This window comes from Rhodopirellula sp. MGV, from assembly GCF_002251265.1.
GTDB lineage: Bacteria > Planctomycetota > Planctomycetia > Pirellulales > Pirellulaceae > Stieleria > Stieleria baltica_A.
This window is the reverse complement of sequence record NZ_NPDI01000053.1, coordinates 185,901-209,842: the sequence shown is the minus strand read 5'-3', so window position 1 is coordinate 209,842 and position 23,942 is coordinate 185,901. Positions and strand designations below refer to the sequence as shown.

Annotated in this window: 18 protein-coding genes; 10 read left to right on the top strand and 8 right to left on the bottom strand. The window is 54.9% G+C overall.

What is annotated here, in order from left to right:
* Together CGZ80_RS20175 and aceE are read right to left on the bottom strand one after the other, a co-directional pair.
* On the bottom strand, positions 1-364 hold a 364-nt coding region (locus CGZ80_RS20175; RefSeq protein ID WP_315851424.1), incomplete at its 3' end, for a biotin/lipoyl-containing protein.
* A 117-nt stretch (positions 365-481) separates the two neighbouring features.
* On the bottom strand, positions 482-3,214 hold the full coding sequence (aceE, locus tag CGZ80_RS20170) for a pyruvate dehydrogenase (acetyl-transferring), homodimeric type (RefSeq protein ID WP_094417482.1): 2,733 nt from the start codon (positions 3,212-3,214) through the stop codon (positions 482-484).
* Positions 3,215-3,644: 430 nt separating this feature from the next.
* Here aceE and CGZ80_RS20160 point away from each other — a divergent pair, with 430 nt between their 5' ends.
* The 7 genes from CGZ80_RS20160 to phoU all read left to right on the top strand — a co-directional run bounded on the left by CGZ80_RS20160 (position 3,645) and on the right by phoU (position 11,148).
* Positions 3,645-4,424, top strand: coding sequence for an SDR family NAD(P)-dependent oxidoreductase (locus CGZ80_RS20160; RefSeq protein WP_094417480.1), 780 nt, complete (start codon positions 3,645-3,647; stop codon positions 4,422-4,424).
* A gap of 129 nt (positions 4,425-4,553) precedes the next feature.
* Positions 4,554-5,558: an AAA family ATPase gene (locus tag CGZ80_RS20155; protein WP_094417479.1), complete on the top strand. Its 1,005-nt coding sequence runs from the start codon at positions 4,554-4,556 to the stop codon at positions 5,556-5,558.
* 402 nt (positions 5,559-5,960) lie between these two features.
* Positions 5,961-7,040, top strand: a complete 1,080-nt coding sequence (locus tag CGZ80_RS20150) for a PstS family phosphate ABC transporter substrate-binding protein (protein ID WP_094417478.1) — start codon at positions 5,961-5,963, stop codon at positions 7,038-7,040.
* A gap of 277 nt (positions 7,041-7,317) precedes the next feature.
* Complete coding sequence (gene pstC / locus CGZ80_RS20145; RefSeq protein WP_094417477.1) at positions 7,318-8,262, top strand: phosphate ABC transporter permease subunit PstC; 945 nt, start codon at positions 7,318-7,320, stop codon at positions 8,260-8,262.
* Positions 8,263-8,267: 5 nt separating this feature from the next.
* A complete protein-coding gene (locus CGZ80_RS20140; RefSeq protein ID WP_094417497.1) occupies positions 8,268-9,488 on the top strand; it encodes a PstA family ABC transporter permease in 1,221 nt (406 codons plus the stop codon).
* 12 nt (positions 9,489-9,500) lie between these two features.
* Positions 9,501-10,337, top strand: coding sequence for a phosphate ABC transporter ATP-binding protein PstB (gene pstB / locus CGZ80_RS20135; protein ID WP_094417476.1), 837 nt, complete (start codon positions 9,501-9,503; stop codon positions 10,335-10,337).
* 112 nt (positions 10,338-10,449) lie between these two features.
* Complete coding sequence (gene phoU / locus CGZ80_RS20130) at positions 10,450-11,148, top strand: phosphate signaling complex protein PhoU (protein WP_094417475.1); 699 nt, start codon at positions 10,450-10,452, stop codon at positions 11,146-11,148.
* Positions 11,149-11,291: 143 nt separating this feature from the next.
* Here the strand turns inward: phoU and CGZ80_RS20125 are convergent, their stop codons facing one another.
* A complete protein-coding gene (locus tag CGZ80_RS20125) occupies positions 11,292-12,569 on the bottom strand; it encodes a DUF3754 domain-containing protein (RefSeq protein WP_143544046.1) in 1,278 nt (425 codons plus the stop codon).
* 27 nt (positions 12,570-12,596) lie between these two features.
* On the opposite strand from CGZ80_RS20125, the gene CGZ80_RS20120 reads away from it, so the two are divergent.
* Entirely contained in the window at positions 12,597-13,313 is a 717-nt protein-coding gene (locus CGZ80_RS20120; RefSeq protein WP_094417473.1) for an HAD family hydrolase, read from the top strand.
* Positions 13,314-13,519: 206 nt separating this feature from the next.
* Here CGZ80_RS20120 and CGZ80_RS20115 read toward each other — a convergent pair whose 3' ends face one another.
* Positions 13,520-15,253 (bottom strand): S8 family peptidase, encoded by a 1,734-nt coding sequence (locus CGZ80_RS20115; protein WP_233148543.1) that lies wholly within the window; start codon positions 15,251-15,253, stop codon positions 13,520-13,522.
* 557 nt (positions 15,254-15,810) lie between these two features.
* Here CGZ80_RS20115 and CGZ80_RS20110 point away from each other — a divergent pair.
* Complete coding sequence (locus CGZ80_RS20110; protein ID WP_233148542.1) at positions 15,811-17,544, top strand: mechanosensitive ion channel domain-containing protein; 1,734 nt, start codon at positions 15,811-15,813, stop codon at positions 17,542-17,544.
* A 130-nt stretch (positions 17,545-17,674) separates the two neighbouring features.
* Here CGZ80_RS20110 and CGZ80_RS20105 read toward each other — a convergent pair whose 3' ends face one another.
* The gene (locus tag CGZ80_RS20105) at positions 17,675-18,106 is read right to left on the bottom strand and encodes an OsmC family protein (RefSeq protein ID WP_409994558.1); all 432 of its coding nucleotides are present in this window, start codon (positions 18,104-18,106) and stop codon (positions 17,675-17,677) included.
* A 152-nt stretch (positions 18,107-18,258) separates the two neighbouring features.
* Here CGZ80_RS20105 and bcp point away from each other — a divergent pair, with 152 nt between their 5' ends.
* Entirely contained in the window at positions 18,259-18,735 is a 477-nt protein-coding gene (gene bcp / locus CGZ80_RS20100; RefSeq protein ID WP_094417470.1) for a thioredoxin-dependent thiol peroxidase, read from the top strand.
* A 34-nt stretch (positions 18,736-18,769) separates the two neighbouring features.
* Here the strand turns inward: bcp and CGZ80_RS20095 are convergent, their stop codons facing one another.
* Genes CGZ80_RS20095 through CGZ80_RS20085 form a run of 3 tightly spaced genes read right to left on the bottom strand, consistent with a single transcriptional unit; the run spans position 18,770 to position 23,940 of the window.
* Positions 18,770-19,744, bottom strand: coding sequence for a patatin-like phospholipase family protein (locus tag CGZ80_RS20095; protein ID WP_094417469.1), 975 nt, complete (start codon positions 19,742-19,744; stop codon positions 18,770-18,772).
* 27 nt (positions 19,745-19,771) lie between these two features.
* Positions 19,772-21,766 (bottom strand): acyl-CoA dehydrogenase family protein, encoded by a 1,995-nt coding sequence (locus CGZ80_RS20090; protein WP_094417468.1) that lies wholly within the window; start codon positions 21,764-21,766, stop codon positions 19,772-19,774.
* Positions 21,763-23,940, bottom strand: a complete 2,178-nt coding sequence (locus CGZ80_RS20085) for a 3-hydroxyacyl-CoA dehydrogenase NAD-binding domain-containing protein (protein ID WP_094417467.1) — start codon at positions 23,938-23,940, stop codon at positions 21,763-21,765. The genes CGZ80_RS20090 and CGZ80_RS20085 overlap by 4 nt, the downstream gene beginning before the upstream one ends.
* Positions 23,941-23,942 lie beyond the last annotated feature (2 nt).

The following is a 23,942-nucleotide window of genomic DNA, read 5'->3' as shown; positions in this document are numbered from 1 at the left end:
GTTTGGGTGGTGTGGGAGTTGGCTCGGCCGGTGCTGGTGCCGGCTCGGCAGGAGCTTCCGGTGCCGGAGCGGGTGCTTCGGCAGCTGGCTCAGGCGGTGCAGGTTCGCTTGCGGTTGCCGCGCCAGAACTGGCTTCGACTTCGATCAAGACGCCACCGATGGCAACGGTGTCGCCTTCGCTGACAACGATCTTGGAAACCTTTCCGGCAACCGAAGACGGTACAGGAACGGTCGCCTTGTCGGTTTCCATTTCAACGATGTCTTGGCCTTCGGTGATCGTGTCGCCGACGGAAACAAAGACTTCAAGGACGTCGCCGGATTCAATTCCGTCGCCTAGTTCGGGAAGGGTAACTTCGGTTGCCATCGTGATGAGTTCTTTAGCGCTTGATCGGAGAATGGCCTGGGAAACGAGCGGCGACAGAACGCGTCAACCGCTCACACCATTAAACGGGAAAGGTGGCGGATCGTTGATCCACCAAGGTTATGCAAAGTAGGGATTGATTTTGTCAGGATTGTACCCAAGGTCATCAATCGCCTTTTTGACGTCTTCGGCAGTGAAGACATCCGATTTGGACAGTCGGCTGAGCGTCGCGATGATGATCGATTCGGCGTCAACTTCGAAGTGACGGCGAAGCGATTCGCGGGTTTCGCTGCGTCCCATTCCGTCGGTTCCCAGGACGTAGTAATCGCCGGGGATCCAAGGGGCAAGTTGCTCGCCCAGGGCACGAACATAGTCGCTGGCCGAGATGAACGGGCCTTCCACACCCTCGACGCACTCTTCCAAGTAGCTCTTGCGAGGCGTTTCGGTGGGGTGAAGCATGTTCCAACGCTGGCACGCGGCGGCTTCGCGACGAAGTTCCGTGTAGCTGGTCACGCTCCAAACGTCGCTGGCGATGCCGTATTGCTCGGCAAGCATCTCTTGTGCTTTCAACACACAGTTCAAGATCGCACCGCTACCGAACAGTTGGACGCGTGCTTTGGCACCATCCACTTCGCGGCTGCTGTACTTGTACATCCCTTTTACGATGCCTTCTGCGCAACCGGCGGGCATTGCCGGGTGATCGTAAGGCTCGTTTTCGGCCATCAGGTAATAGATGCAAGTTTCGCCTTCGGCGTACATCTTTTGCAGGCCGTGCTGGATGATGACCACCGCTTCGTACGCGAATGCCGGGTCATACGAACGAACCGTTGGGAACGCGATCGCGTTCAACAAGCTGTGTCCGTCTTGGTGCTGCAGGCCTTCGCCGTTGAGCGTGGTTCGACCGGCGGTGCCGCCGATCAAGAAACCTTTGGCTCGCATATCGGCAGCAGCCCAGACCAAGTCGCCAATGCGCTGGAACCCGAACATGCTGTAGTAGATATAGAACGGAATCATGTTGACGCCGTGGCAGCTGTACGCGGTGCCGGCGGCATTGAAGCTGGCCATCGACCCAGCTTCCGTGATTCCTTCTTCAAGGATCTGCCCGTCTTGGGCTTCCTTGTAATACGAGATGATCGCCGAATCGACAGGCTCGTAGAGCTGTCCCGCATGGGCATAGATGCCGAACTGACGGAACATCCCTTCCATACCGAAGGTACGCGATTCGTCAGGAACAATCGGCACCATGAACTTGCCGATCTTTTTGTCGCGGCAAAGTGCGATCAGCGTTTGCACGACGGCGAACGTGGTGCTCGCGTTTTTGTTTTCAAGCTTCTTGATGACTTTGGTCATTTCCTCCAGCGAGGGAACTTCCATCGTCAACGGTTCCGTCGGACGCGACGGCAAGTATCCGCCGAGTGCTTTGCGGCGCTCGTGCAGGTATTTGACTTCGTGGCTGTTCGCTGGTGGCTTGTAGAACGGAGTCTTGACGACTTCTTCGTCGCTGATCGGAATCCCGAATCGCGAGCGGAATTCGAGCAACTCTTCGTCGTTCAGCTTCTTTTGGTTGTGGGCAACGTTGCGGCCTTCGCCAGCTTCGCCGAGTCCGTAACCTTTGATCGTCTTGGCCAGAACAACGGTCGGTTTGCCGTTCTTCAGCTCGGTTGCCATCTTGTAAGCGGCGAAGACCTTTTCGGGGTCGTGACCACCACGGCTGAGCTTTTCCAGTTTTTCGTCGCTGTAGTTCTCAACCAGCTTGAGCAGTTCGGGGTATTTGCCGAAGAAGTGCTCGCGGATGTAGCTGCCGGGCATCCCGGTGTATTTCTGGTATTGGCCGTCGACGACTTCGCCCATTCGCTTGACCAGCAAACCACTTTCGTCGCGTGCGAGCAGTTCGTCCCAATCGCCGCCCCAGATAACCTTGATGACGTTCCAGCCGGCACCACGGAAGATCGATTCAAGCTCTTGAATGATCTTGGCGTTACCGCGAACGGGGCCGTCCAATCGCTGCAGGTTGCAGTTGATGACGAAGATCAGGTTTTCGAGTTTTTCGCGCGAGGCCAAACCGATGGCACCGAGTGTTTCCGGTTCGTCACATTCGCCGTCACCGAGGAATGCCCAAACGCGTTGGCCGCTCGTGTCTTTGATGCCGCGGTCACGAAGGTATTCGTTGAAGCGTGCTTGGTAGATCGCCATGATCGGGCCAAGGCCCATCGATACGGTGGGGTATTCCCAGAAGTCGGGCATCAACCAAGGGTGCGGGTAGCTGCTCAGCCCGCCGCCGTCTTGAAGTTCACGTCGGAAGTTGGTGAGCTTCTCTGCACTCAAGCGTCCTTCGACGAACGCTCGGCTGTACATCCCGGGTGAGGCGTGGCCTTGGAAGTAAACCGAGTCGCCGTTGAAACCGTCTTCGCCGCGTCCGCGGAAGAAGTGGTTGAAGGCGACTTCGTATAGTGTCGCGCTCGAAGCGAACGTACTGATGTGTCCGCCGATGCCGCCGCCACGGTTGTTACCGCCGACGACCATCGCCATCGCGTTCCAACGGATGATCGATTTGATGCGTCGTTCCAAATCACGGTTGCCTGGGAAAGCAGGCTGTTCGTGAACGGGGATCGTATTCAGGTAAGGAGTGTTCGTGTCTGCGGCTGCTGCGTGCACGCCTTCTTGGGCGGCGCGGTCGCGTAGTTTTTCGAGCAGGAAGCGGACTCGCTCGGGGCCTTTGCTCTTGAGCACATACTCCAGCGACGACATCCACTCTTTCGTTTCCGCCGTATCGATATCGATCTCTGACTGTCGCTCCAGTTCGCCGAGCTGCTTGCGTACTTCGTCCTGAGCAATGGTCTTTGAGTCAGACATAGAGAGAATGATTGGGAGGGGAATAGAAAGGTAAAGGCAAATCTAGTTCCGGCGGGGACCGTTTCGGCCTCCGCAAGGCCAAATTGCGGACTTTACGTCGAATGCGCCGCCTCAAAAGCGTAGCTCCCAAGGTGTTGTCACGGCAAGGGCACGACAGGCTGTAGGCATGATCAGCCCCGTTGGGGAGAGGAAGTCGGGGCCGGAAAAGCCGCTAGCTTTAGGCTTAGGCTAGCTCGTTTCCCGTAAAGTCTGCTCGCAACATCGAACTTTGGTGGCTAAAAACTTTGGCTGTTGAAAGAAAATTTTTCTCACAACACCCTCAACGGAGGCGGCATTTAAAGTCATCCTGATGGCTCCAACATGTCCAGCCACGACCACCGGCGCAAGCCGCCCGACTGGAACTTTCGCAAACAGGAATCCCGCTTCACTGATGACCGAATCCTCTCGTCGAGTCATGGTTACCGGAGCATCATCCGGAATCGGCCAACAAATCGCTAGCCTGCTTGCACGCGACCCAAGCGTTGCACACCTGGGGATTCACTATCGCGAAAACGTTGACGGAGCCCAAGAAACCGCACGGCAGATCGAATCACTTGGAAAACGTGTCAGCCTCTTCCAAGCTGACTTTGCATCGATTGCTGATTGCGAACGATTGACCGAAGAAGCTTGGAACACGCTCCGCCCCGAAGTCTGGATCAACAATGCTGGCGCGGATGTCTTGACCGGCCAAGCCGCGAACGGATCCTTCGAAGAAAAGCTCGAACACTTGATGCGAGTTGACGTGATCAACACGATTAAAGTCAGCCGTGATGTTGCGCAGCGGATGCAGACCGATGCCAAACAAAACCCTTGTGATCGGTCGATGATTTTTATCGGATGGGACCAAGCGCCGCTCGGCATGGAAGGCGAAGCGGGACAGATGTTTGGACCTGTCAAAGCTGCGGTGATGGCGTTCGCAGCGAGCTTGGCTCAAGAGATTGCGCCGACGATTCGCGTCAACACCGTTTGTCCGGGTTGGATCAAAACAGCTTGGGGAGAAACAACGAGTGAATACTGGGACATTCGCGCAACCTCACAATCCTTGATGCGGCGATGGGGTTCACCGGAAGACATTGCACGCGCGATTTGCTTTGCCGTTGATCCGAACAACACGTTTCTTTGTGGGCAATCGATCAACATTAACGGCGGCTGGAATCGGCGATTTGATTGACCATCAATTCCGCGACTTAAAAAACAATTCGCGACGGCAAAAAAGGACAGGCGAATCACCTCACCCGATCAAAATCGGATAAACTGCCAACTGGCCAAAGTCAACTTGTCTATCCCCTTTGAGCATTCGATGAGCAGCGTTTCCGATTCCACCCAGCAAAAGGCCGACGACTTCCGCCAACGATACGAAAGCGTTCGCGAAATGATCGGTCGAGTGATCGTCGGACACGACGAAATCGTTCAAGGCGTGTTGACCGCAATGCTCTGCGGAGGGCACTGTTTGCTGGAGGGTGTACCGGGACTTGGCAAAACAATGCTGGTCCGCACGCTATCAGAAGTCCTCGACTTGGATTTCAATCGAATCCAGTTCACACCCGACTTGATGCCCGCCGACATTTTGGGCACCAACATGATTGTCGAATCGGACCAGGGGCATCGCGAATTTCAATTCCAACGCGGGCCGGTCTTCACGCAAATCTTGTTGGCTGACGAAATCAACCGAGCGACACCGAAGACACAGTCGGCAATGCTCGAAACGATGCAAGAAGGCACTGTCACCGCTGGCGGGTCGCGATACGAACTACAGAAACCGTTCTTCGTGCTCGCGACCCAAAACCCGATCGAACAAGAAGGCACTTACCCGCTGCCGGAAGCGCAGCTTGACCGGTTCTTGTTCAAACTGGTTGTCGGGTACAGCAGCCGCGAAGATTTGAACGAAATCGTCGAACGCACGACGCGTGGCGAAAAACCGGTGATTGAAAAAGTCATCGACGGCGAGGCGATTCGCGGCATGCAAGCGATGGTCCGCGAAGTTGTCTTGACCCCACCGATTCGTGACTACTTGGTTCGTCTGACATTGGCGACCCACCCCGATGGACCGCATTCGGTCGACGCCACCAATCAATTCGTTCGCTGGGGCAGCAGCCCGCGGGGTGCACAAACGCTGGCACTCGCCGCGAAAGTTCGTGCGGTACTCGCGGGTCGATTCAATGTCAGCTTTGAAGACGTCCGCCGTGTCTACTTACCAACGATGCGCCATCGCGTTCTGCTGAACTTCGAAGCCCAGGCAGAAGGCATCGAAGCGGACAAGGTCCTGCTCGATATCCTCGAGAAAGTCAAAGAGTCGGCGGACTGATCAGGGCCACCGATCTGCCCCCAACGGGCCATCCGCATTAGATTTAACACGGTCTTCACGGGAGGATCGGTTAGCGTGATTGCAGGGGTGCAGCAGTGTCAATGTGACGTCCACCCCCATTGCGCCCGTGTTTCGGGGGTTCTTCCCTCGGGTGGGCAGGATTGCGGCAACGCCACGTTTCTCTTCATCTAATCTTCATTCGCTGATTCGCACCCTTGTGGTCGTCAGGTTGAGCCTGCACTGGTATCTTTCCGCGCGACACGGAAACCGTCCCTTTCGAATTGTCAGCATTTCAAAAGGGTACTTTCCCCACCAGAAATGGCACCTTTTCGGCGGCCAAGTGTTTTAGGCGGCCAAATCAGGAACAAAATTCCTCAACTATCACCGGAGTGATTCTTTCAGATGGCCATCCAACTGAAAAACTGGACCCTTCCCCTGGCGATCGCCGCCTTGTGCGTTGCCGGATGCGGCAAAAAATCAGACACCGCTTCGACCGAAGACGGTGCAGCCACCAGCATGACCGAAGAAGGCGCAGCAGCACCTTCGAACATGGCTGGCACGATCAAAATCAACGGTAGCAGCACGGTTCTGCCGATCAGCAACGCTGTCGCCGAGCAGTTTGGCAAGCAGTATCCCGAGGTTTCGGTTTCCGTTGACGGTGCCGGCACAGGGAACGGCTTCAAAGACTTCCAAGTCAAAAAGACTGACATCTCGGATGCCTCTCGCCCAATCAAACCAGGCGAAAAAGAGAAGTGCACCGAGAACGAAGTCAGCTTCATCGAAGTTCCTGTGGCGTACGACGGTTTGACCATCGTGATCAACCCCAAGAACGATTGGGTTGAAACGTTGACCATCGAACAACTGACCAAAATCTTCGTCGGTGAAGACGCTGCCAAAACGTGGCAGGACGTTGATCCTTCGTGGCCGGCGGAAAAAATCGACATCTACGCTCCTGGAACGGGCAGCGGAACCTACGACTACTTCCACGAAGTCGTCGTTGGCAAGTCGGACAGCGAGCTTCGCAAAGACATGAGCTTGAACGAAGACGACAACATCCTGGTGAAGGGCGTTGCCGATAACAAAAACGCGATCGGATTCTTCGGCGTTGCGTATTACGAAGAAAGCAAGGACAAGCTGAAAGCCGTTCAGATCATCAACCCGAAAGACGGACAAGCTTACCTGCCGACGACCGACAACATCGCCAGCGGCAGCTACGCCCCGTTCAGCCGTCCGTTGTTCATCTACGTTAGCTTGGCTTCGCTGAAGCGTGCCGAAGTGCAAACCTTCGTCAGCTACTACCTGGACAATGTGTCTGAACTTTGTGAACGAGTTGGATACGTCCGCCTGCCAGCGTCGATCATCGAGAAAGGCAAAGCGAACATCGAAAACCGCGTTGCCGGTACGCACTACATCAGCCCTGAAGGCGAAACCCGCAGCGGCGCTTTGGAAGACGTCTTCGTCGAGTCCAACTTGGTGAAGTAGTCCTCCTCAGCGAGGCAGTCAGGCCGTTGCGATCTTCCGACGATTTCGCGAAGATCGCAACAGAAGTTTCGACTGATCCCGTGCCGCAATCCCCCGCGGCTTGGGGTCGGATCGAAAGGTTCCTTGTTTACTTTCAACCGTAGCTACAATGGAAACGCCGTCGGGCATTTGACCGTCGAGACCGTTTCAGTTCGAATGAGGCTCGTCGAGCCAGTCGACGATCTCAACACAGCGACTTCGGTTGCGAGTTTTAAAATCTAATAATCGCACGACAAAAATGTCATTGCCGAAGGCACTGCAATCGAAGGAGTTTCGGTCAACTCGCATCGGCGTGTTGTCCGAACGGTTGATCGTGTTCAGTTTGGCGACCTGCGCGACCATCACGGTGCTGATCACGATCGGCATTATCTACATGTTGGTCAGTCAAAGTGCAGGCTTCTTCGCCAGCGACGCCGTCTCCTTTTCTGGCTTCTTGACCGACACCGAGTGGACGGCGCTGCAAAGCAAAGACCTGGAGAAAGCAAAGTTCGGCATTTTGCCACTGCTGAGCGGGACATTGCGGGTGACCGCGATCGCAATGTTGATCGCATTGCCGCTGGGACTCGTCACCGCAATTTACCTCAGCGAATTTGCGTCGCGACGGATACGCTCCTGGCTAAAGCCGACCCTTGAGGTGATCGCCGGGATCCCGACGGTCGTTCTGGGGTACTTCGCGATCCTCGTGATCAGCCCGTCACTTCAATTTTTTACCGACGGGTTCACAACATTCAACGCGACAAGTGCAGGGATCGCGGTTGGGATCTTATGCCTGCCGATGGTGTGCAGTTTGTCGGAAGATGCGATGCGTGCCGTCCCCCGCTCCCTCCGCGAGGGCGCTTATGGACTCGGTTGCACGCCTTTTGAAACATCCATCAAAGTCGTCGTGCCAGCCGCACTGAGCGGGATCGTTTCGGCGTTCTTGTTGGCGTTCAGCCGTGCGATCGGTGAAACCATGGTCGTCGCACTCGCCGCCGGTACGCTGCCGACATTCACGTTTGACCCTTCGCAGCAAGCCCAGACAATGACGGGCTTTATTGTCGAAATGATCAAAAGTGAAAGCGAATACGGAACGGTGCAATACTTCAGTTTGTACGGCGTCGCGATGACCCTGTTCGTGATCACCTTTGGGATGACTCTGATCGGCCAGATCATTCGCCGACGCTTTCAGGAGTCGTACCAGTGAGCACGATGCCGAGCGCTCTTACGAGCCAAGATCCCAAGTACTTGACCAATAACGCCATCCGTCGAAAACGGTTGAGCAGTTGGTTCTACGGGCTTTGCGTTGCGATCGCCTTTGTCAGCGTCCTGATTCTCGTTGTCCTGTTAGCAGCGATTTGGGCGCAAGGCCAGTCGCGACTGACCGTTGACTTGCTGACGCGAGCACATAGCGAACTCGAGATCGAACGGAGCGGTATGTGGCCCTCGATCATCGGTTCTTTGATTGTCTGTTTTGTTTGTGCAATGGCGGCGTTGCCCCTGGGAATCGCCACAGCGGTTTTCCTGGAGGAGTTCAAACCGACCAGCAAGCCACTCCGGTTGATCCACGGGTTCATTCAGTTGAACATCGCAAACTTGGCCGGCGTCCCATCGATCGTTTACGGGCTTCTTGGCCTGACCGTCTTCGTTTACATGTTCAATGTGTTTGGACAAATCAAAGTGAACGAGTCGCCCGGTTTGGAAATTATGGGCGCCGATCACTATTACCAAGTGATGACCTTGCAACCGGGGCATGTGGTCTTTGTCCCGCAAGAGGACGCGAGTGTCCGCGAAATCGAGATCACCGAGCCAATCGAAGCGGTCGATAACAGTGGCAATCGCTTTGAACTGGCCGTCTGGAAACCCGGAACTCCGCGTCCAAAAGACGAAGCGACCAAGCGTCAAACCATCGAAGAGGGAGCGATTGGCGGGACAATCACTCGCCGGTCGTGGTACTACTTCCGCTTGCCATTGGACAAGAGTTTTTTATCGGGTGGATTCACGCTCGCTCTGGTGATTCTGCCAATCATTATCATTGCGTCGCAAGAATCACTGCGTGCCGTTTCGCCGTCGCTCCGCGAAGCGTCGATGGGTATCGGTGCCACCACTTGGCAGACCGTTCGTCACGTTTGTCTTCCGGCCGCAATCCCAGGTATCATGACCGGTTCGATTCTCGCCATGGGGCGTGCGATCGGAGAAGCGGCTCCGATTTTGGTGGTCTTGGGTGCGACCGTGATGAAAGGCGGCGGACCAGAACACCTGATGGACAACGCGATCACAATGCCTGTGTTGATTTTTAACTGGGCGGGTCGGCAACAGAACGAATTTCAGGAACTCGCGGCGGCGGCCATTATCGTCTTGCTGGTCGTGCTACTGATCCTAAATTCGACGGCGATCATCATTCGGCAGAAAGTACAGAAAGCACACAACTGATTTTTAGCAGCTATGTCTACCGCCCAGACCGCCAATACAACCGATGCGCAGACGGATCCGCCTGCCGACCAAACGTTACTCCGGATCAAGAACTTTTGTTCCTGGTACGGCGACTATCAAGCGCTTCATGATCTGACACTGGACATCCCGCGGCGACAGGTCACAGCGTTTATCGGCCCCAGTGGTTGTGGCAAAAGCACGCTGCTGAAATGGATCAACCGCATGAACGACATCGTGCCCGGCGCCCGCGCCAAAGGGCACTTGTCGCTGATCAGCGATTCTGACAATGCGTCCAAAAAGGAACTGGATATTTTGGACCAGTCCGTCGACGTCGTTGCGTTGCGCCGACAGATCGGGATTGTCTTCCAAAAGCCGAACCCGTTCCCCAAAAGCATTTACGATAACGTCGCTTTTGGCCCGCGTTTGCACATGAGAACGACCAAGGCCGAACTCGACGAGTTGGTCGAATGGTCGTTACAAAAGGCGGCAGTCTGGGACGAAGTCAAAGACCGACTGCACGGCCCCGCGCTGGGTCTGTCCGGCGGCCAGCAACAACGTTTGTGCATCGCCCGCGCGATCGCAGTGGGCCCTGAAGTTTTGCTGATGGACGAACCGTGTAGCGCCTTGGATCCGGCGAGCACCCTTGCGATCGAAGATTTGATCTTCGAATTGCGTTCGCAGTACACAATCGTCATCGTCACGCATAATATGCAACAGGCGTCGCGTTGCAGTGACCGCACGGCGTTCTTTTTCGAAGGTCGCTTGGTCGAAGCGGGCGACACCACTCAGGTCTTCACGAAGCCTGAAAAGAAGCAGACCGACGACTATGTTCGTGGCAAATTCGGTTGATCCCGGACGAGCATTTCTTGCCAGAAGTTGGTGACAGCACGGGCGATGTCCGATTCGCCAGTGGCTGATTCAAATTCAGACGGATTGATTGATAAGTGGAGTAGATTGGGAAATGTCTAAACATCTTGAACGCGAATTAGAACATCTGCGCGAGCAACTGATTTCCCAATTCACTGTCGTCGAACAAATGATCCAGTTGGCCGTTCGGTCGCTCGTGGAACGCCGCCCGGATTTCGCCGACCGCGTTCTCGAAAGCGACGTTGCTGTCGATGAAATGGACGTCCGCATCGAAGAAGAATGCTTGAAGGTCTTGGCGCTGCACCAGCCCGTTGCCTTCGACATGCGATACCTGATCTCGGTCGACAAAGTGAACGGAGAACTCGAACGCATGGGCGATACGGCGTGCAACATTGCCGAACGCGCAAAGGCGCTTTGCAAGTTCCCGCTGTTTACAGTCCCTGATGAACTCTCCGAAATGGTCGACACGTCGATCAAAATGGTTCGCCAAGCGCTCGACTCCTTCATCAATTGTGATTCGCGAATGGCGAACGAAGTCATCCAAATGGACGACATCGTTGACGCACTCAATCGTGTCGTGATCGATCAATTGCAAGAGGTGATGAAATCCGATCGTGAACTGATCGAACCAGCCGTGCATTGTTTCAGTGCATCACGTCACCTTGAACGAATCGGCGACTTGGCCGAATGCGTTTGCGAAGAAGTGATCTACTTGGTCGAAGGTGAAATCGTCCGGCACAAACATGGCTGGATTCGCGAAGTCAAGAAACGCGGCGAAACCAACGTTTCCTAGCAGTCTGTCGATCACAGATCTGTTTTCTCTCCCGATGTCACCGTTCGCTCCGCAACGCTACGTTTGTGAATCGGAAAACGCACTGCAAAATACAAAGTCCGATTGACATCGCATCTGCCACGACGGGGCATCACAGGCCCCGACTACTCGGTCGAACTCGCGAGCAATGATTGATTCACCAGTAGTCGGCCCTCGTCCATCACTTGGACGAGTTGGAGTGTGGTGAGCACTTCGACAACGCGTTCGGCCGGAAAATCAATCTCGACTTCCACCGCTTCACGTATCAAGCGTTCGCATTTGCGTCTCAGTCGTCGCTGGCTGATCGGCTCGGTTTCAGTCAGGATCGCAAAGAACGCCAAAATCGCTTCGTTTAACAATTGGCGACGTGCCTGACCGACGAGTTGCAGCCCCGCGCCCGCGTTCGTGTCGAGCTTTTGGAAGTACAGATTCCGAGTCAGGTTCAGTAGGTACCGATTCTTTGTCTGGAAATAGCCGAAGAAGCTTTTCACCCCGTAACCGATCGCCGCAAGAATCAATCCAATCACCAGCGCGGTGCTGTAGTAAGCGGCGAGGGCCAAGGTAACCAGTACGAATCGGGAAATCTTCTGCAACGAGAAGAGCCATCCGCTGAGACTTGGCACAAGGACCTTTGCGTGATCAAACCCGCTCAGTTTGATTTTTGTTCCCGGGAGCAACATGTCGACGTCTTGCTTGGGAATGTTTTTGAAAATCCGCAGATGGACCTTGTTGGCCGGCAATAACTCACCTCGCTCGTGGTCCTCGGTAAGCTGAAAAATCACGACCAACCGTTGGTAAATCGCGACATCGACCATTTCCAATCGGTAAAGATGGCGAAGATTTCGATGGCATCGTCGCCCGACGACGTCCCCCCGCGCATAGACCGACAGATGTCGAAAGAGTTCGAAGTTGGCGCTCATCGGTACGCCCCAGTGGCTTGCCACGCCAACACAGCGTTCGATCTCTTCCTGTGTCAATTTGCTGTATCCGGCATCCTTGATCGTCGTTTCGACTAATTCGATCAAGTTGTCGATCGGCGGTTCAGGCGATTCGCTTTCCAAGGAAGCGGGAACTTTGCAATCACTGTCAGGATCCAGCTCGTGGTATTGGTCGGAGAACTGGTTTTGTCGCTTGGCGGAGAGGTCATCGACATAGTCGGTGATCGTCGCGACCGCTCGATCGAATACGGAGTCCAACCGACTCCAGTTGGCTTCGCTTGCCGCCGATTGCCGCAGATATTTCAGCAGCGCGCTGGTTTCAATGGGGATAAACGATTCGATCGCCCAATGACTGGCATCCGGGTCGATCCATCCGGTGGTGCTCACCTCCGCAATCGAGCGGGTGAGCGGTCCTGTACCATCAATGGACCAAGTGGTAAGAATGCGTTCGACCGACTTTGACACGAATTAACTTTAAACAGCGGGAAAGCGATGGCAGCGGAGCCCAACCGGACAGACTCGACAGGGATCGCCAACACGGACGTTCAATCAAACATTCAAGCGGTCGCGTTGGACATGGACGGACTTCTGTTCGATACCGAGCGAATTTATTGGCAAGTCGGCGACACTATTTTACAACGCCGAGGATTCCGCTACAGCGCCGAATTGCAAGCTCTGATGATGGGCCGAATTGGGACCGCGGCGGTCCAGCAAATGATTGACTTTCACCAGTTGGACGATTCCGCAGAAGACTTGCTAGAAGAATCAGACGAAGTCTATGGTGAGCTGCTTCCGTCCCAAATTCGCCCCATGCCGGGACTCGAACAATGGGTAAACCGGTTGCGAGAAAGCGGCTTGCCGTTCGCCCTGACAACAAGTAGTCGTCGGAAATGGGTCGACGTTATTTTTGAAACGGTTGCCTGGCGCGAAGAACTGGCCTTTGTATTGACCGGCGACGACGTCACCAACGGTAAACCGCACCCAGAGATGTACCTGAGCGCCGCAGCGCGTTTCGGCATTGCCCCGGAAAACATGTTGGTTCTCGAAGACAGCGGCAACGGGACAGCTGCTGGTGTGGCTGCGGGAGCGATCGTCGTCTCGGTTCCAAGTCCACACACCAAGGACCAAGATTTCCAGGGTGCGGCATTGATTGCCGACTCGCTGCTTGACACACGCCTCTGGGAGCTTCTTCCCCATCCGACGAATTAGCGTTGCGATGAACGCTTTCGGCATCAGTTTTGTGTCCATCAACGACAAAAGCCCGATCGCGGCATACGCCGAGGTCGGGCTTCTGTGCTTGTCCGGTGGGCGATGTCTGGTACGTGAGTCACATTCCAGTCCAGACATCACCCGGTTGTATCATCGACCTTGACGTGCGACGAAGCACAATCGTCAAGGTTCAGCGGTAAAGTTTTCTAGGCGAGTACCAGTAGTCCTAAGTCAACTTCGCGGTCGGATCCGAATTCATTGTCGGAATCAGAGTCGCCGAAGAAGTCCGACAGAGCGGCGTCAGTGTCTTCGGGTTGCGGTGCGACGCTCGGACGATTTGATCGTGCCAATCGTGGACTCGAATCGAACTGTACATCACTTTCGAACACGCGGTCAGCGTTTGTCGCATCATCCTCAATAGAATCTGACAACCCTGCCAAGGTTGATCCGCCAGCATCGCCGACACTTGCCGCACCAACACTGCCCGAACCGCCTGACGTCGACGTAGAACCGCTACCTGATGTTGAGCTGCCCGAAACTCCGGCCGCAGCATAGGCGACAGAGTAAATCGTGCTGGCTTTGCCAAGTCCGTCTGATCCGTTGGCGTGACCGTTGACTCCGGAAACAAGCAAGTCACGTAGTGCTGCTGGCGAGAGCGATGGATTCGCCGACAAGGTCAGTGCGGCTACACCGACGACATGTGGCGTTGCCATGCTGGTACCCGACATCGTTCCGAATCCGCCGCCGACATAGGTGCTGAAGATACCGACGCCGGGGGCGTCGACTTGTACCGCACCGCTACCGCCGACATCGTTGCTGAACGAAGCGATGTTGCTTCCAGAATCATATGCACCGACAGACAACACGTTGTCGTAGCTCGCACTGAATCGAGCCGGGAAACCGGGCATCGAAGCGTACTCATTTCCGGCAGCTGCGATGACCAACGATCCGAGCGTCCGGGCGTAATTGATAGCCGATTCGATATCGGAGCTGTAGCCACCCCCCAAGCTCAAGTTGATGATGTCGGCGCCCATGTCGGCAGCATAACGAATCCCCGCGGCAACACTTGTCGAGCTGCCGGATCCATTGTCCCCGAGAACTTTGACGGGAAGAATCGTCGCTTCGGGTGCCACACCGGTGGCGCCCCATCCATTGTCGAGTGCAGCGATCGTGCCGGCAACGTGTGTCCCGTGGCCATGAACGTCGTTCGGATCGGCATCGAAATCGGCGAAGTCAAAACCGTGCACGTCATCAACGTAACCGTTGCCGTCGTCGTCGATTCCGTTGCCTGCAATCTCACCTGGGTTTACATAAATGTTGCTGTACAAATCGGGGTGATCAAGATCGACCCCCGTGTCGATGACGGCAACGGTAACACCTTGACCGGTGTATCCAGCAGCCCAAGCCTCAGGGGCACCCACCGCATTGAGTCCCCATTCATTTGATCCACCAAAGTACGCGACATCGGGAAGCGGCGAAACGCCATCGGCCGGCACACCCGCGTCCGGTGTTGGTTCAGGTTCAGGCAATGGCTCGGGAACTTGATCAGCAGTCAGTTCCATACGATACCCGGTCGTGTACCAAGACGTCGCCAACGACCAAACGTAATAGTTACCCGGATTGACAGTAATATCGATCGACTCGGCAGTGGTTCCCCAATTCACGGAGTAGTCGATGACGTAGCCGCGTGAGTCGGTGAGGTACAAGTCCACGTCGGTCCAAAAACTGTTCAGACGAATCGAAACGTCTGCTTCACGCTCAACCGAAAAGCCGATTCGGTCATAAGAGTTGAACCAGCCAAGCGAGCTGGAGATGATCGCGGTACCGTCCAGATTTCCAATGTCAGCGAATGCCTTTGCCGAGATATCACTAGCGACTTCGAATGTGGGTTCCTCGTGGTTGAAAGCGACGTCCGCTGCAAGAAGTCGGCGCGCTTCCATCGACTCAAAAGAGAGTTTACGAGCCATATTGATATCGACCTATTTAGATAAGAGTTTTTATTGAGAAGAGGCACACACACCAATCCGGAGGGGTGATGCGGTGTACAGTGAACCTACCTTCAAAGCATTTCGCAGATCGTTTCGCTCCTGCGTAAATTACCCTTGTTGAGGGTAAATAGCCGGGCCTGTTGCACCGCCGCAACTTGGTGCAAAAACGCCTCGTGGCGTTGCTAAAACAGGCAGTAGAATCACCTCCCCATCAAGCACTCAGAACAAGTACTCAGAACAAGTACTCAATCAAACATCATTGCGATTCTTCCAAGGAAACTTGGGTGCCTTGATCCCAACAGGATCACCGCCACTGCTCGATCTCGAGAGCGGAGATTGCACTCGCTCACTTGATCGTGATCCAACGCAACGAGCGACTGACGGCACATTGATTCGGCCCCGGCGGGTTCAAGCCGGGGGTAGGCGAGGCACTAAAATTCAGGCAAGCTAAGTTTGTCCAATGAACTTTTCTCAATGCTTCGAATACTTCCGAACATCCAAAGGGACTGATGCGTTCGCTACTTACAATCGCAATGGCAGTCGGCATTGCCTTTCAACTCTGTCCTGCAACTGCAGTCTGCCAAGATTCCGATGCCGGCACGAATTTGGCCGATCGTCGACTTTCGGGACAATCGGACCGCTACGTGGCCACAACGACAGCGAACCCAGGGATCCCGATTGACCAACTGCAAATCCTGGTTCGTCCCCTGACGAAGTCTGAATTGCAGGTCGAAGCCGACGCATGGTTCAAGTTATTGCGTGTCAAAGCGGCTCAAGTCGCGGCCGTTCGTTTGGGTGCGAAGAAAGCCACCCAAGCACTTGTTTCCGAAGACCAAAAGGTCGCGCAAGAATCAATTCGCGAAGCGGCAAAGATTGTTGACAAAGCAGCCGACAAGGCGGAGCAAACCGAGCAAGCGATCGTCGAAGAAGCAGCCGCTGAAAGCGGACAAACGGCTCGACGTAGCGAAGAAAAACCTGCTGCCAACACACTTGATGAAGCTGCAACAGACTTGGGCTTAGACGCGTCTGCCGATGACAACGAACCACAAGCAGACGAGAACGAAACACAGGCAGAACCCGCCGATGTAGGCACCGATGACACCGATACTGATGCCAAAACAATCGACACACCGAGCGACTCCGATCAGCCTGAACCTGTCCCGGCGGACGACAAAACGGACGGCGAGCCGGTCAACAAAGTCGAATCCGTCCGTGACCAACTTCTCGATGACGTGACGGCGTTGCAGGGCGAGCGAACCGCTTTAAGCGACCGACTCGAAATCGTACTCATGTCTTTGGAACTCAAAGGCGGCGATGTCCAAGAGTATCGCGACTACATCTATGCGATCTCTGGAATCGAATTGGATACGTCCGACGTCACCTCTGCGTGGAGCGGTCTCGTCGGTTGGCTGCGATCCAAAGAAGGTGGTCAGCGATGGGCATGGAACATTGTCCGATTTCTCGTCATTCTTCTGATCACTTGGATCATGTCGAGAATCGTTGCCAAAATTGTCAATTGGTTGCTCGATCGCAAGATCCGCTTGTCGCAACTGGCAGAACGACTGATTTCGCAAACGGTAAAGAATGCGGTGCTGGCAATCGGATTTGCTGTCGCATTGACCGCCTTGGAAATCGATATCACGCCAATCGTCGCTGCAATTGGTGCGACAGGCTTGGTGATTGGGCTCGCGCTCCAGGGCACGTTGAGCAACTTTGCATCCGGCCTGATGATCTTGATTAATCGACCATTTGATGTCGGCCATGTTGTCACCGCCGGAGGAATCACCGGGACGATCGACCAAATGAACTTGGTGTCGACGCGATTTCGAACGTTCGACAATCAAACGATCTACGTTCCCAATAACGAGATTTGGAACAACGTGATCACCAATATCACCGCAAACGCGAACCGCCGCGTGGATATGGAATTTGGGATCAGTTATGGCGACGACTTTGAAGAAGCGGAAGCGATCATCAAAGACATCGTCAATCAACACGAGCTTGTCTTAGAAGACCCCGAACCCGCCGTCGTCACCCATGCCCTCGCCGATTCGTCGGTCAATATCGTCTGCCGCCCCTGGGCGAAAACGAGTGACTGGTGGACCGTAAAAACAGATGTGACGCGTGCCGTCAAGAAACGCTTCGACGAGGCGGGAATTACGATTCCCTATCCTCAGCAAGACATTCATATCCACCAAGTCTTGCCAAAGCCTGCTCAGCTTGAAAGCGTCCAGCCCGAGTGAAATATCGGCGTCGATTAGACCGTCGGACCGGACTTGCATAGCTTGTCAACTTTCGAATGTCGCCATTCGCTTCGCGAGAATAGCCACCCCTGCCGCTGGTTGTGCGCAGCTGGGGTGACCGTGACAGGCATCAGTTCACCAATTTCGCGTCCATCGATATTTCGGCATTCAGCAAACGAGAGACTGGACAGCCAGCTTTCGCCTCATTGGCGCACTTGTTGAACGCCTCTTCGGTCGCGCCCGGGATCTTGGCGGACAGATCCAAATGAACTTTGGTAATCGTAGGGCCGGCATCGGTCTTTTCGAGTGTGACCGTCGCGGTCGTGTCGATGGCTTCAGCGGTCATGTCGTTCTGACCGAGGATGTTCGAGAGCGCCATCGAGAAGCATCCCGCATGTGCCGCCGCGATCAACTCCTCGGGGTTTGTTCCCTCAGCGTCTTCGAATCGCATGCTGAATTCGTACGGCGTTTCTTTCAAAGCACCGCTTTCGGTGCTGAGTTTTCCTTTGCCGTCTTTCAGACCGCCTTGCCAATGTGCTGATGCTTTGCTTTCCATGATGATTCCTTGGGTGTGGTTGGAGTAGCACTTTACCGATGCGACAACCGCCCCCGCCGTTGGACGCACTGTCACAATTTGTGCGAACGGGTATATTCCCCGTTCCATCTCGACACCCACCTTTAAACACGAACTCCGCACCACGAGGACTCGATCCAATGGCTGAATGGCTCGAACCAGGCACGAAAGCACCTGCATTCACCTTGAAAGATCACGAGGGAAATAAAGTCAAACTGAGTGACTTAAAAGGCAATCCCGTCGTGCTTTATTTCTATCCCAAAGACGACACCCCCGGATGCACCAAAGAAGCATGTGCGTTCCGCGATCGTTACGACGAAATGAAAACGCTTGGTGCCCAATTGTTTGGTGTCAGCGCTGACTCGGCCGAAAGCCATGCCGCGTTCCGGGACAAGTACGAATTACCGTTCCCGTTGCTGGTCGATGAAAAGCACACCATGATGGAAAAGTATGGTGCGTGGCGAGAGAAGAACATGTACGGCAAAAAGTCGATGGGGATTCAACGCAGCACCTACTTGATCGACGCCGACGGTAAAATCGCAAAAGTCTGGAAACGAGTCCAAGTCGACGGACATGATCAAAAAGTGATCGAAGCGTTGACCGCTCTTAACGGCTAGCTCGAATTCCGACGCGTCAATTCGCGATCGATTCTCATTTCACCTTGGCGAGACTCTCTGCCAAAGTCTGCTTTCCGGCGGCAAAACCGAGCTCGATTAGTCGTTCGGGACGCGTGAAGTCATACCAAGGATACTCGCCAACCGAAGGGCGGATAATTAAGTCCGCCATGGTCAGTGCATGGCGTCGACAGATCAATTCGCCCAGCTCTTCCATTCGAAGCATCACATCAACGGCGGTCCGGTATGTCGCTTCCTTGCGAAGGTAACTGCTGACATCGACGGCGATGGTCGAATGGCAACCGTAGGATTTTGCCATTTGAATCGGTAGCGAATCGAGCACGCCGATGTCCGTCAACAACATGTCGTCCCATTCAACAGGTGGGAAGAATCCCGGGATCGACATCGATGCCAAAATCGCCTTTCGCAAAGGGCCATTTTCAATCACCACCCGCTGGCCGCTGACAAGGTCGGCTGCGACGATTCCTAGCGGGACTTCTGTTTCGTTAACGTCGATGTCTGGAATCAGCTGTTCGATGGCATCCAGCAACAAAACGTTCGACAGCAGGTTTGGACCGGTTACGATCCGCGAGAATCGACGTCCATTGCCCATCATTCGTTCCAACCGTCGATACCAACTGGCAAACCAATTCAACGGTCCCGCGGTGTCTTCGTGATCCTTTCCACGTTTTCCCAAACGCTCGGCGAGCCGCGCGAGTGTCTCGCAGCGTCCTGAAAACGTAGGGGATTGCAACAATCCAACGACTTTGGATTCAACCCGTGAAATGTTCGTGTCAAGTGCGCACAAGCTGCCCATCAGGCTGCCGATACTGACTCCGACAATTCGCTCGACTCGAATGCCTGTCGATGTGATCGCACGCATCACGCCAAGGTGAGCGAGGCCACGGGCGCCCCCTCCCCCCAACGCTACCGCTACGCCGCTTTGCCGAAGATCGGCTTGGGCGCGCAGCGAGCGACGCAGCGATGTGTCAACAAACGTTTCCATTCCCATGATCAGCTCCCAGGAATCGCAACCGCACTAGTACGACTGAAGGATTCGTCCGGCGGTTGTACCGTCCAATTCGCTCCAGCCAGTTGAGGCGATTTGCTCGCCCAGTTTTGTCACCTGACGGAACTCGGAATCGGTAGGCAATCCGCCCGTGATGCGTCGGCGAAGTCGGCGACAAACGGCATCGGCCGCTTGGCGAGTCAGCGGATCGCTGTGCCGCGATGCGTAGAGGGCGGTCACCAATATCGTCACCGCGTCCTGTACCTGAGCTGACAAGGCAGTCATACGGCATTGACGATCTGCGAGTTTCAATTGGTAACGCCGCATCGCGTCACTGATTCTGACCCCGCAATCCGAGAGGTAGCGCTGTGCGAACCGAATATGTTTCAGCATTGATTCGTCACAATCGCGGAGAACGTCATCGTCCTCCCAGTATGCCGAGCGCACGCATTTCGCCGAGTACCAGGCTGTGTACTTCGCCATCGGGCCCCGCAACGCCCAAACATGCTTGGGGTTTGTGAAGTTCGGACGACGAACGCCGAGGTCGTGCAACGTCCTGCCGATCGGTTCGAAAAATCGTTTCCCATGATCTTTGACCAAAGACTTGAAAAACGCCATCGCCAACATCTCCCCTTCGCCTTCGTAGATGCACGGCGCGAGGAAATCATGGACGTTGTCACCAAACAAATGTCCTTGCAAGAATGAGCGGCCGCCATGTGTCTTCATGAACAGCTCAATGGCCGCTTCTTTCTGCGCTTCGCTCCCAAAGATCTTTGCGACAATACACTCCATCTCGCCACGATAACCTTCGTCGAGCAACCAAGCACACCAATCGGTTAGTGCGTCCGCCGCGACAATCAAACCCGCGAGATGTCCGATCCGGCGCCGGACCAATTCACGTCGATCGATCGCTTGTCCGTAGGTGCTACGATAAGCTGCCCAAGGCAACATTTCCGCAAGCATCCAACGCATCGCCCCGGCTGCGTTCGCACACAGCGACACCCGACCGAGGTTTAATCCGTGATAGGCAATCGTCAAACCGTCTCCTCGCGTCGGCATCAGACGATTCGCTGCCGGCACGCGAAAGTTTTTAAATACCAGACCGTTATTTTCGGCACGACGGAGCGCGAAAATCTGATAGCGATTGATGCGAAACTGTTCTGTTTCTTGTTCCGGTAGCTCAGCCACCAACACACTCGGAACACCATCGATTTTACAAACCAATCCGATCGTTCTTCCGAACGTCGCGTTGGTAATAAACAGCTTTTCGCCGTTGACCACATAGTGATCTCCGTCCAACGTCGCCGTCGTCTTTAAAGCTGTCAGGTCGCTACCGGCGCCAGGCTCAGTCAATGCAAACGCGGAAAGACGTGACCCGTCAGCGAGTCCCGGAAGAAATCGCCTTTTCTGATCTTCGTTCCCAAACGAACGCACAGGGTCAACGGCCCCAATGCATCCATGAACGGATGCCAGGCCAGCAACGGTGGGATCGATCATGGACATTCGTGTGATCATCTTTGCGAATTGTCGCATCGACGCGCCGCTACCGCCAAACTCCTTATCGACGAGCAATCCCCAGTAGCCTGCATTGGCGAGTTGTTTGAAAACAGAGTCACTTACCTTGCCGCGATCGTCAAACAAGCGGTCTGCGTCGCGTGCTTGCTGAACCACTGCCAAAGATCGATTCACGACGGCTTGGACATCATCATCGTGGGGTACCGCACCGGCGACAAATGTGTCGGTGTCGACGGTGTTTTCCCAAACCGCGCGGTGAACCGGGCTGTTGACGGTCTTGTATTGCTCGGCGAACAAGTCTTCGACTTGGTCGTCAGCCGAGTCGATCACACCCGTGCGGGACGCTTCGTCAGCGGAAGCCCCGCCAAGCCTGAGTGCGACCTCCGCAAACGATTCGCCTTCGCGAGCGTCTACTTGAGTCGGTTCACGTTCCGGCAATCCCGGCACCGCTGTTGCTGGTACCGGGTCAGGATGCGTCGATCCCGAGGAGGAAGAAATGTCCAGACTCATAGTAGTTCTCCTTGTTTCATCAACGAGGTGTCTTGGCCGTTTACAGCCCGAACGGGTTCATAGGTTTCGAACCGTTCTCCAAGCTGCAGTGCGAGTCGAGCCAAATTGGCGTTGAAGTGCGCATGACCAATTTCGTGGATGACTTGCATGGGCCCGCCAAGCTGGGGCGCAAAGCCGGTCCCGAGCACCATCCCAAGATCGATCGCCCATTCGCTTTCGACGACACCTTCGGCCAAGCAACGTGTGGCTTCGAGCAGCATTGGATAAACCAAACGACGTTGGATATCCGTCAGTCCGTCCTCAATAAAATCGATCGAAGCGGGCGGCTGAACAAAGTAGCTGACCAGCTTTCGACCTGATCGCGGTTTAGGACGCTTTCCGCCGTAGCGATAGAACCCACTGCCGGACTTGCATCCCAAATCACCACGGCCGACGAAGTCTCCCAAAATGGTCGAGATCGTCCCGGCGGCCGGCATCATCTGCTGAAGTGTTCCTGCCACGTGGAGTGCGACATCTAGACCAACTTTGTCGAGCAATCGCAGTGGCCCCATCGGCATCCCGAAAGTCCGCATTTCGTCGTCAATCGTTTTGACGTCGAAGCCTTGCTGGACCATCAAGACTGCTTCACCCAAATAGGGAAACAGGATTCGATTGACTAAGAAGCCAGGCGAGTCCTTCGTCACGATCGGCGTCTTGCCCAAAGACTTGACGAACCCGACCAATTTCGCGATCGTTGCATCACTGGTCTGATCACCGCGAATGACTTCAACCAATTCCATCCGCGACACCGGATTGAAGAAGTGCAGACCTGCGAAACGTTTCGGATAGCGGAGCACGCTTGCCATCTCAGATACCGACAAAGCCGAAGTGTTGGTGGCAATGACGGCCGACTTTCCGATCGAAGATTCGAGGTCTCGCAACACCGATTTCTTGACATCCATTCGTTCAACAATCGCTTCAATCACACAACTTGCGTCGGACAAATCCGCCATGCTTTCGCTGACCATGACGGCAGACTTCAATCGCTCCGATTGCTCGCGATCCATGCCTTTGTGTTCGGCATACTCGTTGACCAGTTGATCCACCCGATTTCGAGCGGCATCCGCAGTCATCTTGTTCGCTTCCTTGATGGTCGACGGATACCCGCGTGTTGCCGCACAGTGCGCAATGCCAGCTCCCATTACACCGCCGCCGATCACGCCTAAACGACGAATCGGGTCTTGATGAAGCAATTGAGAATGGTCGGTCACCCAAGTTTTCAATTGGCGTGATCGTTCTTTTGCAAAGAACAATCTCAGCAGATTTCGGCATGCCGGTGTGAACAACAGTTTTTTGAACTCGGCGCGTTCCGTTTCGTAGCCTCGGTCGTCGTTTTCAAACGATTCAGAGATCGCCTTGATCGCTGACGAGAGAGCCGGGAAATGCACTGCCTGTTTGGCAATCGATCGCTCGGCGATCGCAACGATTTGCTGACGAACGAATTCGTTCGCTTGAAGACGATTCTTTACGCCTCGTCCGATCGCAAAGACGCTGTGCAATTCGTCACCGTGCAGGAGATGGTTGATCACTTCCAGCAATTCGTCACGCCAACGGTCAGGCGCGATGGCCTTGTCCACCAATCCGATCGAGCTCGCCGCCTGGGCCGAAACATGCAACCCTTTCAAAATCATCTGTAGCGAATGTTTTAGACCGATCAAACGAGTCAGACGTTGGGTACCACCCCAGCCTGGGATCAGCCCCAACTTGATTTCAGGCAGTCCCAGTTTGGTGCTACTGTTGTCGCGGGCGATCCGATAATCGCAGGCGAGCGCGAGTTCCAAACCGCCGCCCAAACAGGGCCCATGGATCACTGCCAACGTCGGCACTGCGAGTTTCTCGATCCGCGCAAATAGCCTCTGTCCAGCCACCAGCAGCTGCTCTGCTTGCGACTTGTTGGAAATACTTTCGATGATCGACACGTCTGCACCGGCAAAGAAGCCACTCTCTTTGCCGCTTTTGAATACGACGAGTTTGACGTCTTTGCGAGCCTCCAGGTCGGTGATGGCAGCGTCGAGCTCGTTCATCACATCGGCATTGATGACGTTCAAGGGACGTCCAGGAACGTCAATCACGATTCGCAAGACACCTGCATCGTCGCAGTGGACATTCAATGTTTGATAAGTTTGCTTGGTCATTT

Bases quoted from the DNA above. Each gene is read 5' to 3' on its own strand.
- CGZ80_RS20115 (WP_233148543.1), bottom strand. From the start codon at position 15,253: ATGGAAGCGCGCCGACTTCTTGCAGCGGACGTCGCTTTCAACCACGAG.
- CGZ80_RS20110 (WP_233148542.1), top strand. From the start codon at position 15,811: ATGCGTTCGCTACTTACAATCGCAATGGCAGTCGGCATTGCCTTTCAA.
- aceE (WP_094417482.1), bottom strand. From the start codon at position 3,214: ATGTCTGACTCAAAGACCATTGCTCAGGACGAAGTACGCAAGCAGCTC.
- CGZ80_RS20095 (WP_094417469.1), bottom strand. From the start codon at position 19,744: ATGGGAATGGAAACGTTTGTTGACACATCGCTGCGTCGCTCGCTGCGC.
- CGZ80_RS20120 (WP_094417473.1), top strand. From the start codon at position 12,597: ATGGCAGCGGAGCCCAACCGGACAGACTCGACAGGGATCGCCAACACG.
- CGZ80_RS20090 (WP_094417468.1), bottom strand. From the start codon at position 21,766: ATGAGTCTGGACATTTCTTCCTCCTCGGGATCGACGCATCCTGACCCG.
- bcp (WP_094417470.1), top strand. From the start codon at position 18,259: ATGGCTGAATGGCTCGAACCAGGCACGAAAGCACCTGCATTCACCTTG.
- CGZ80_RS20085 (WP_094417467.1), bottom strand. From the start codon at position 23,940: ATGACCAAGCAAACTTATCAAACATTGAATGTCCACTGCGACGATGCA.
- pstB (WP_094417476.1), top strand. From the start codon at position 9,501: ATGTCTACCGCCCAGACCGCCAATACAACCGATGCGCAGACGGATCCG.
- phoU (WP_094417475.1), top strand. From the start codon at position 10,450: ATGTCTAAACATCTTGAACGCGAATTAGAACATCTGCGCGAGCAACTG.
- CGZ80_RS20155 (WP_094417479.1), top strand. From the start codon at position 4,554: ATGAGCAGCGTTTCCGATTCCACCCAGCAAAAGGCCGACGACTTCCGC.
- pstC (WP_094417477.1), top strand. From the start codon at position 7,318: ATGTCATTGCCGAAGGCACTGCAATCGAAGGAGTTTCGGTCAACTCGC.
- CGZ80_RS20150 (WP_094417478.1), top strand. From the start codon at position 5,961: ATGGCCATCCAACTGAAAAACTGGACCCTTCCCCTGGCGATCGCCGCC.
- CGZ80_RS20160 (WP_094417480.1), top strand. From the start codon at position 3,645: ATGACCGAATCCTCTCGTCGAGTCATGGTTACCGGAGCATCATCCGGA.
- CGZ80_RS20140 (WP_094417497.1), top strand. From the start codon at position 8,268: ATGCCGAGCGCTCTTACGAGCCAAGATCCCAAGTACTTGACCAATAAC.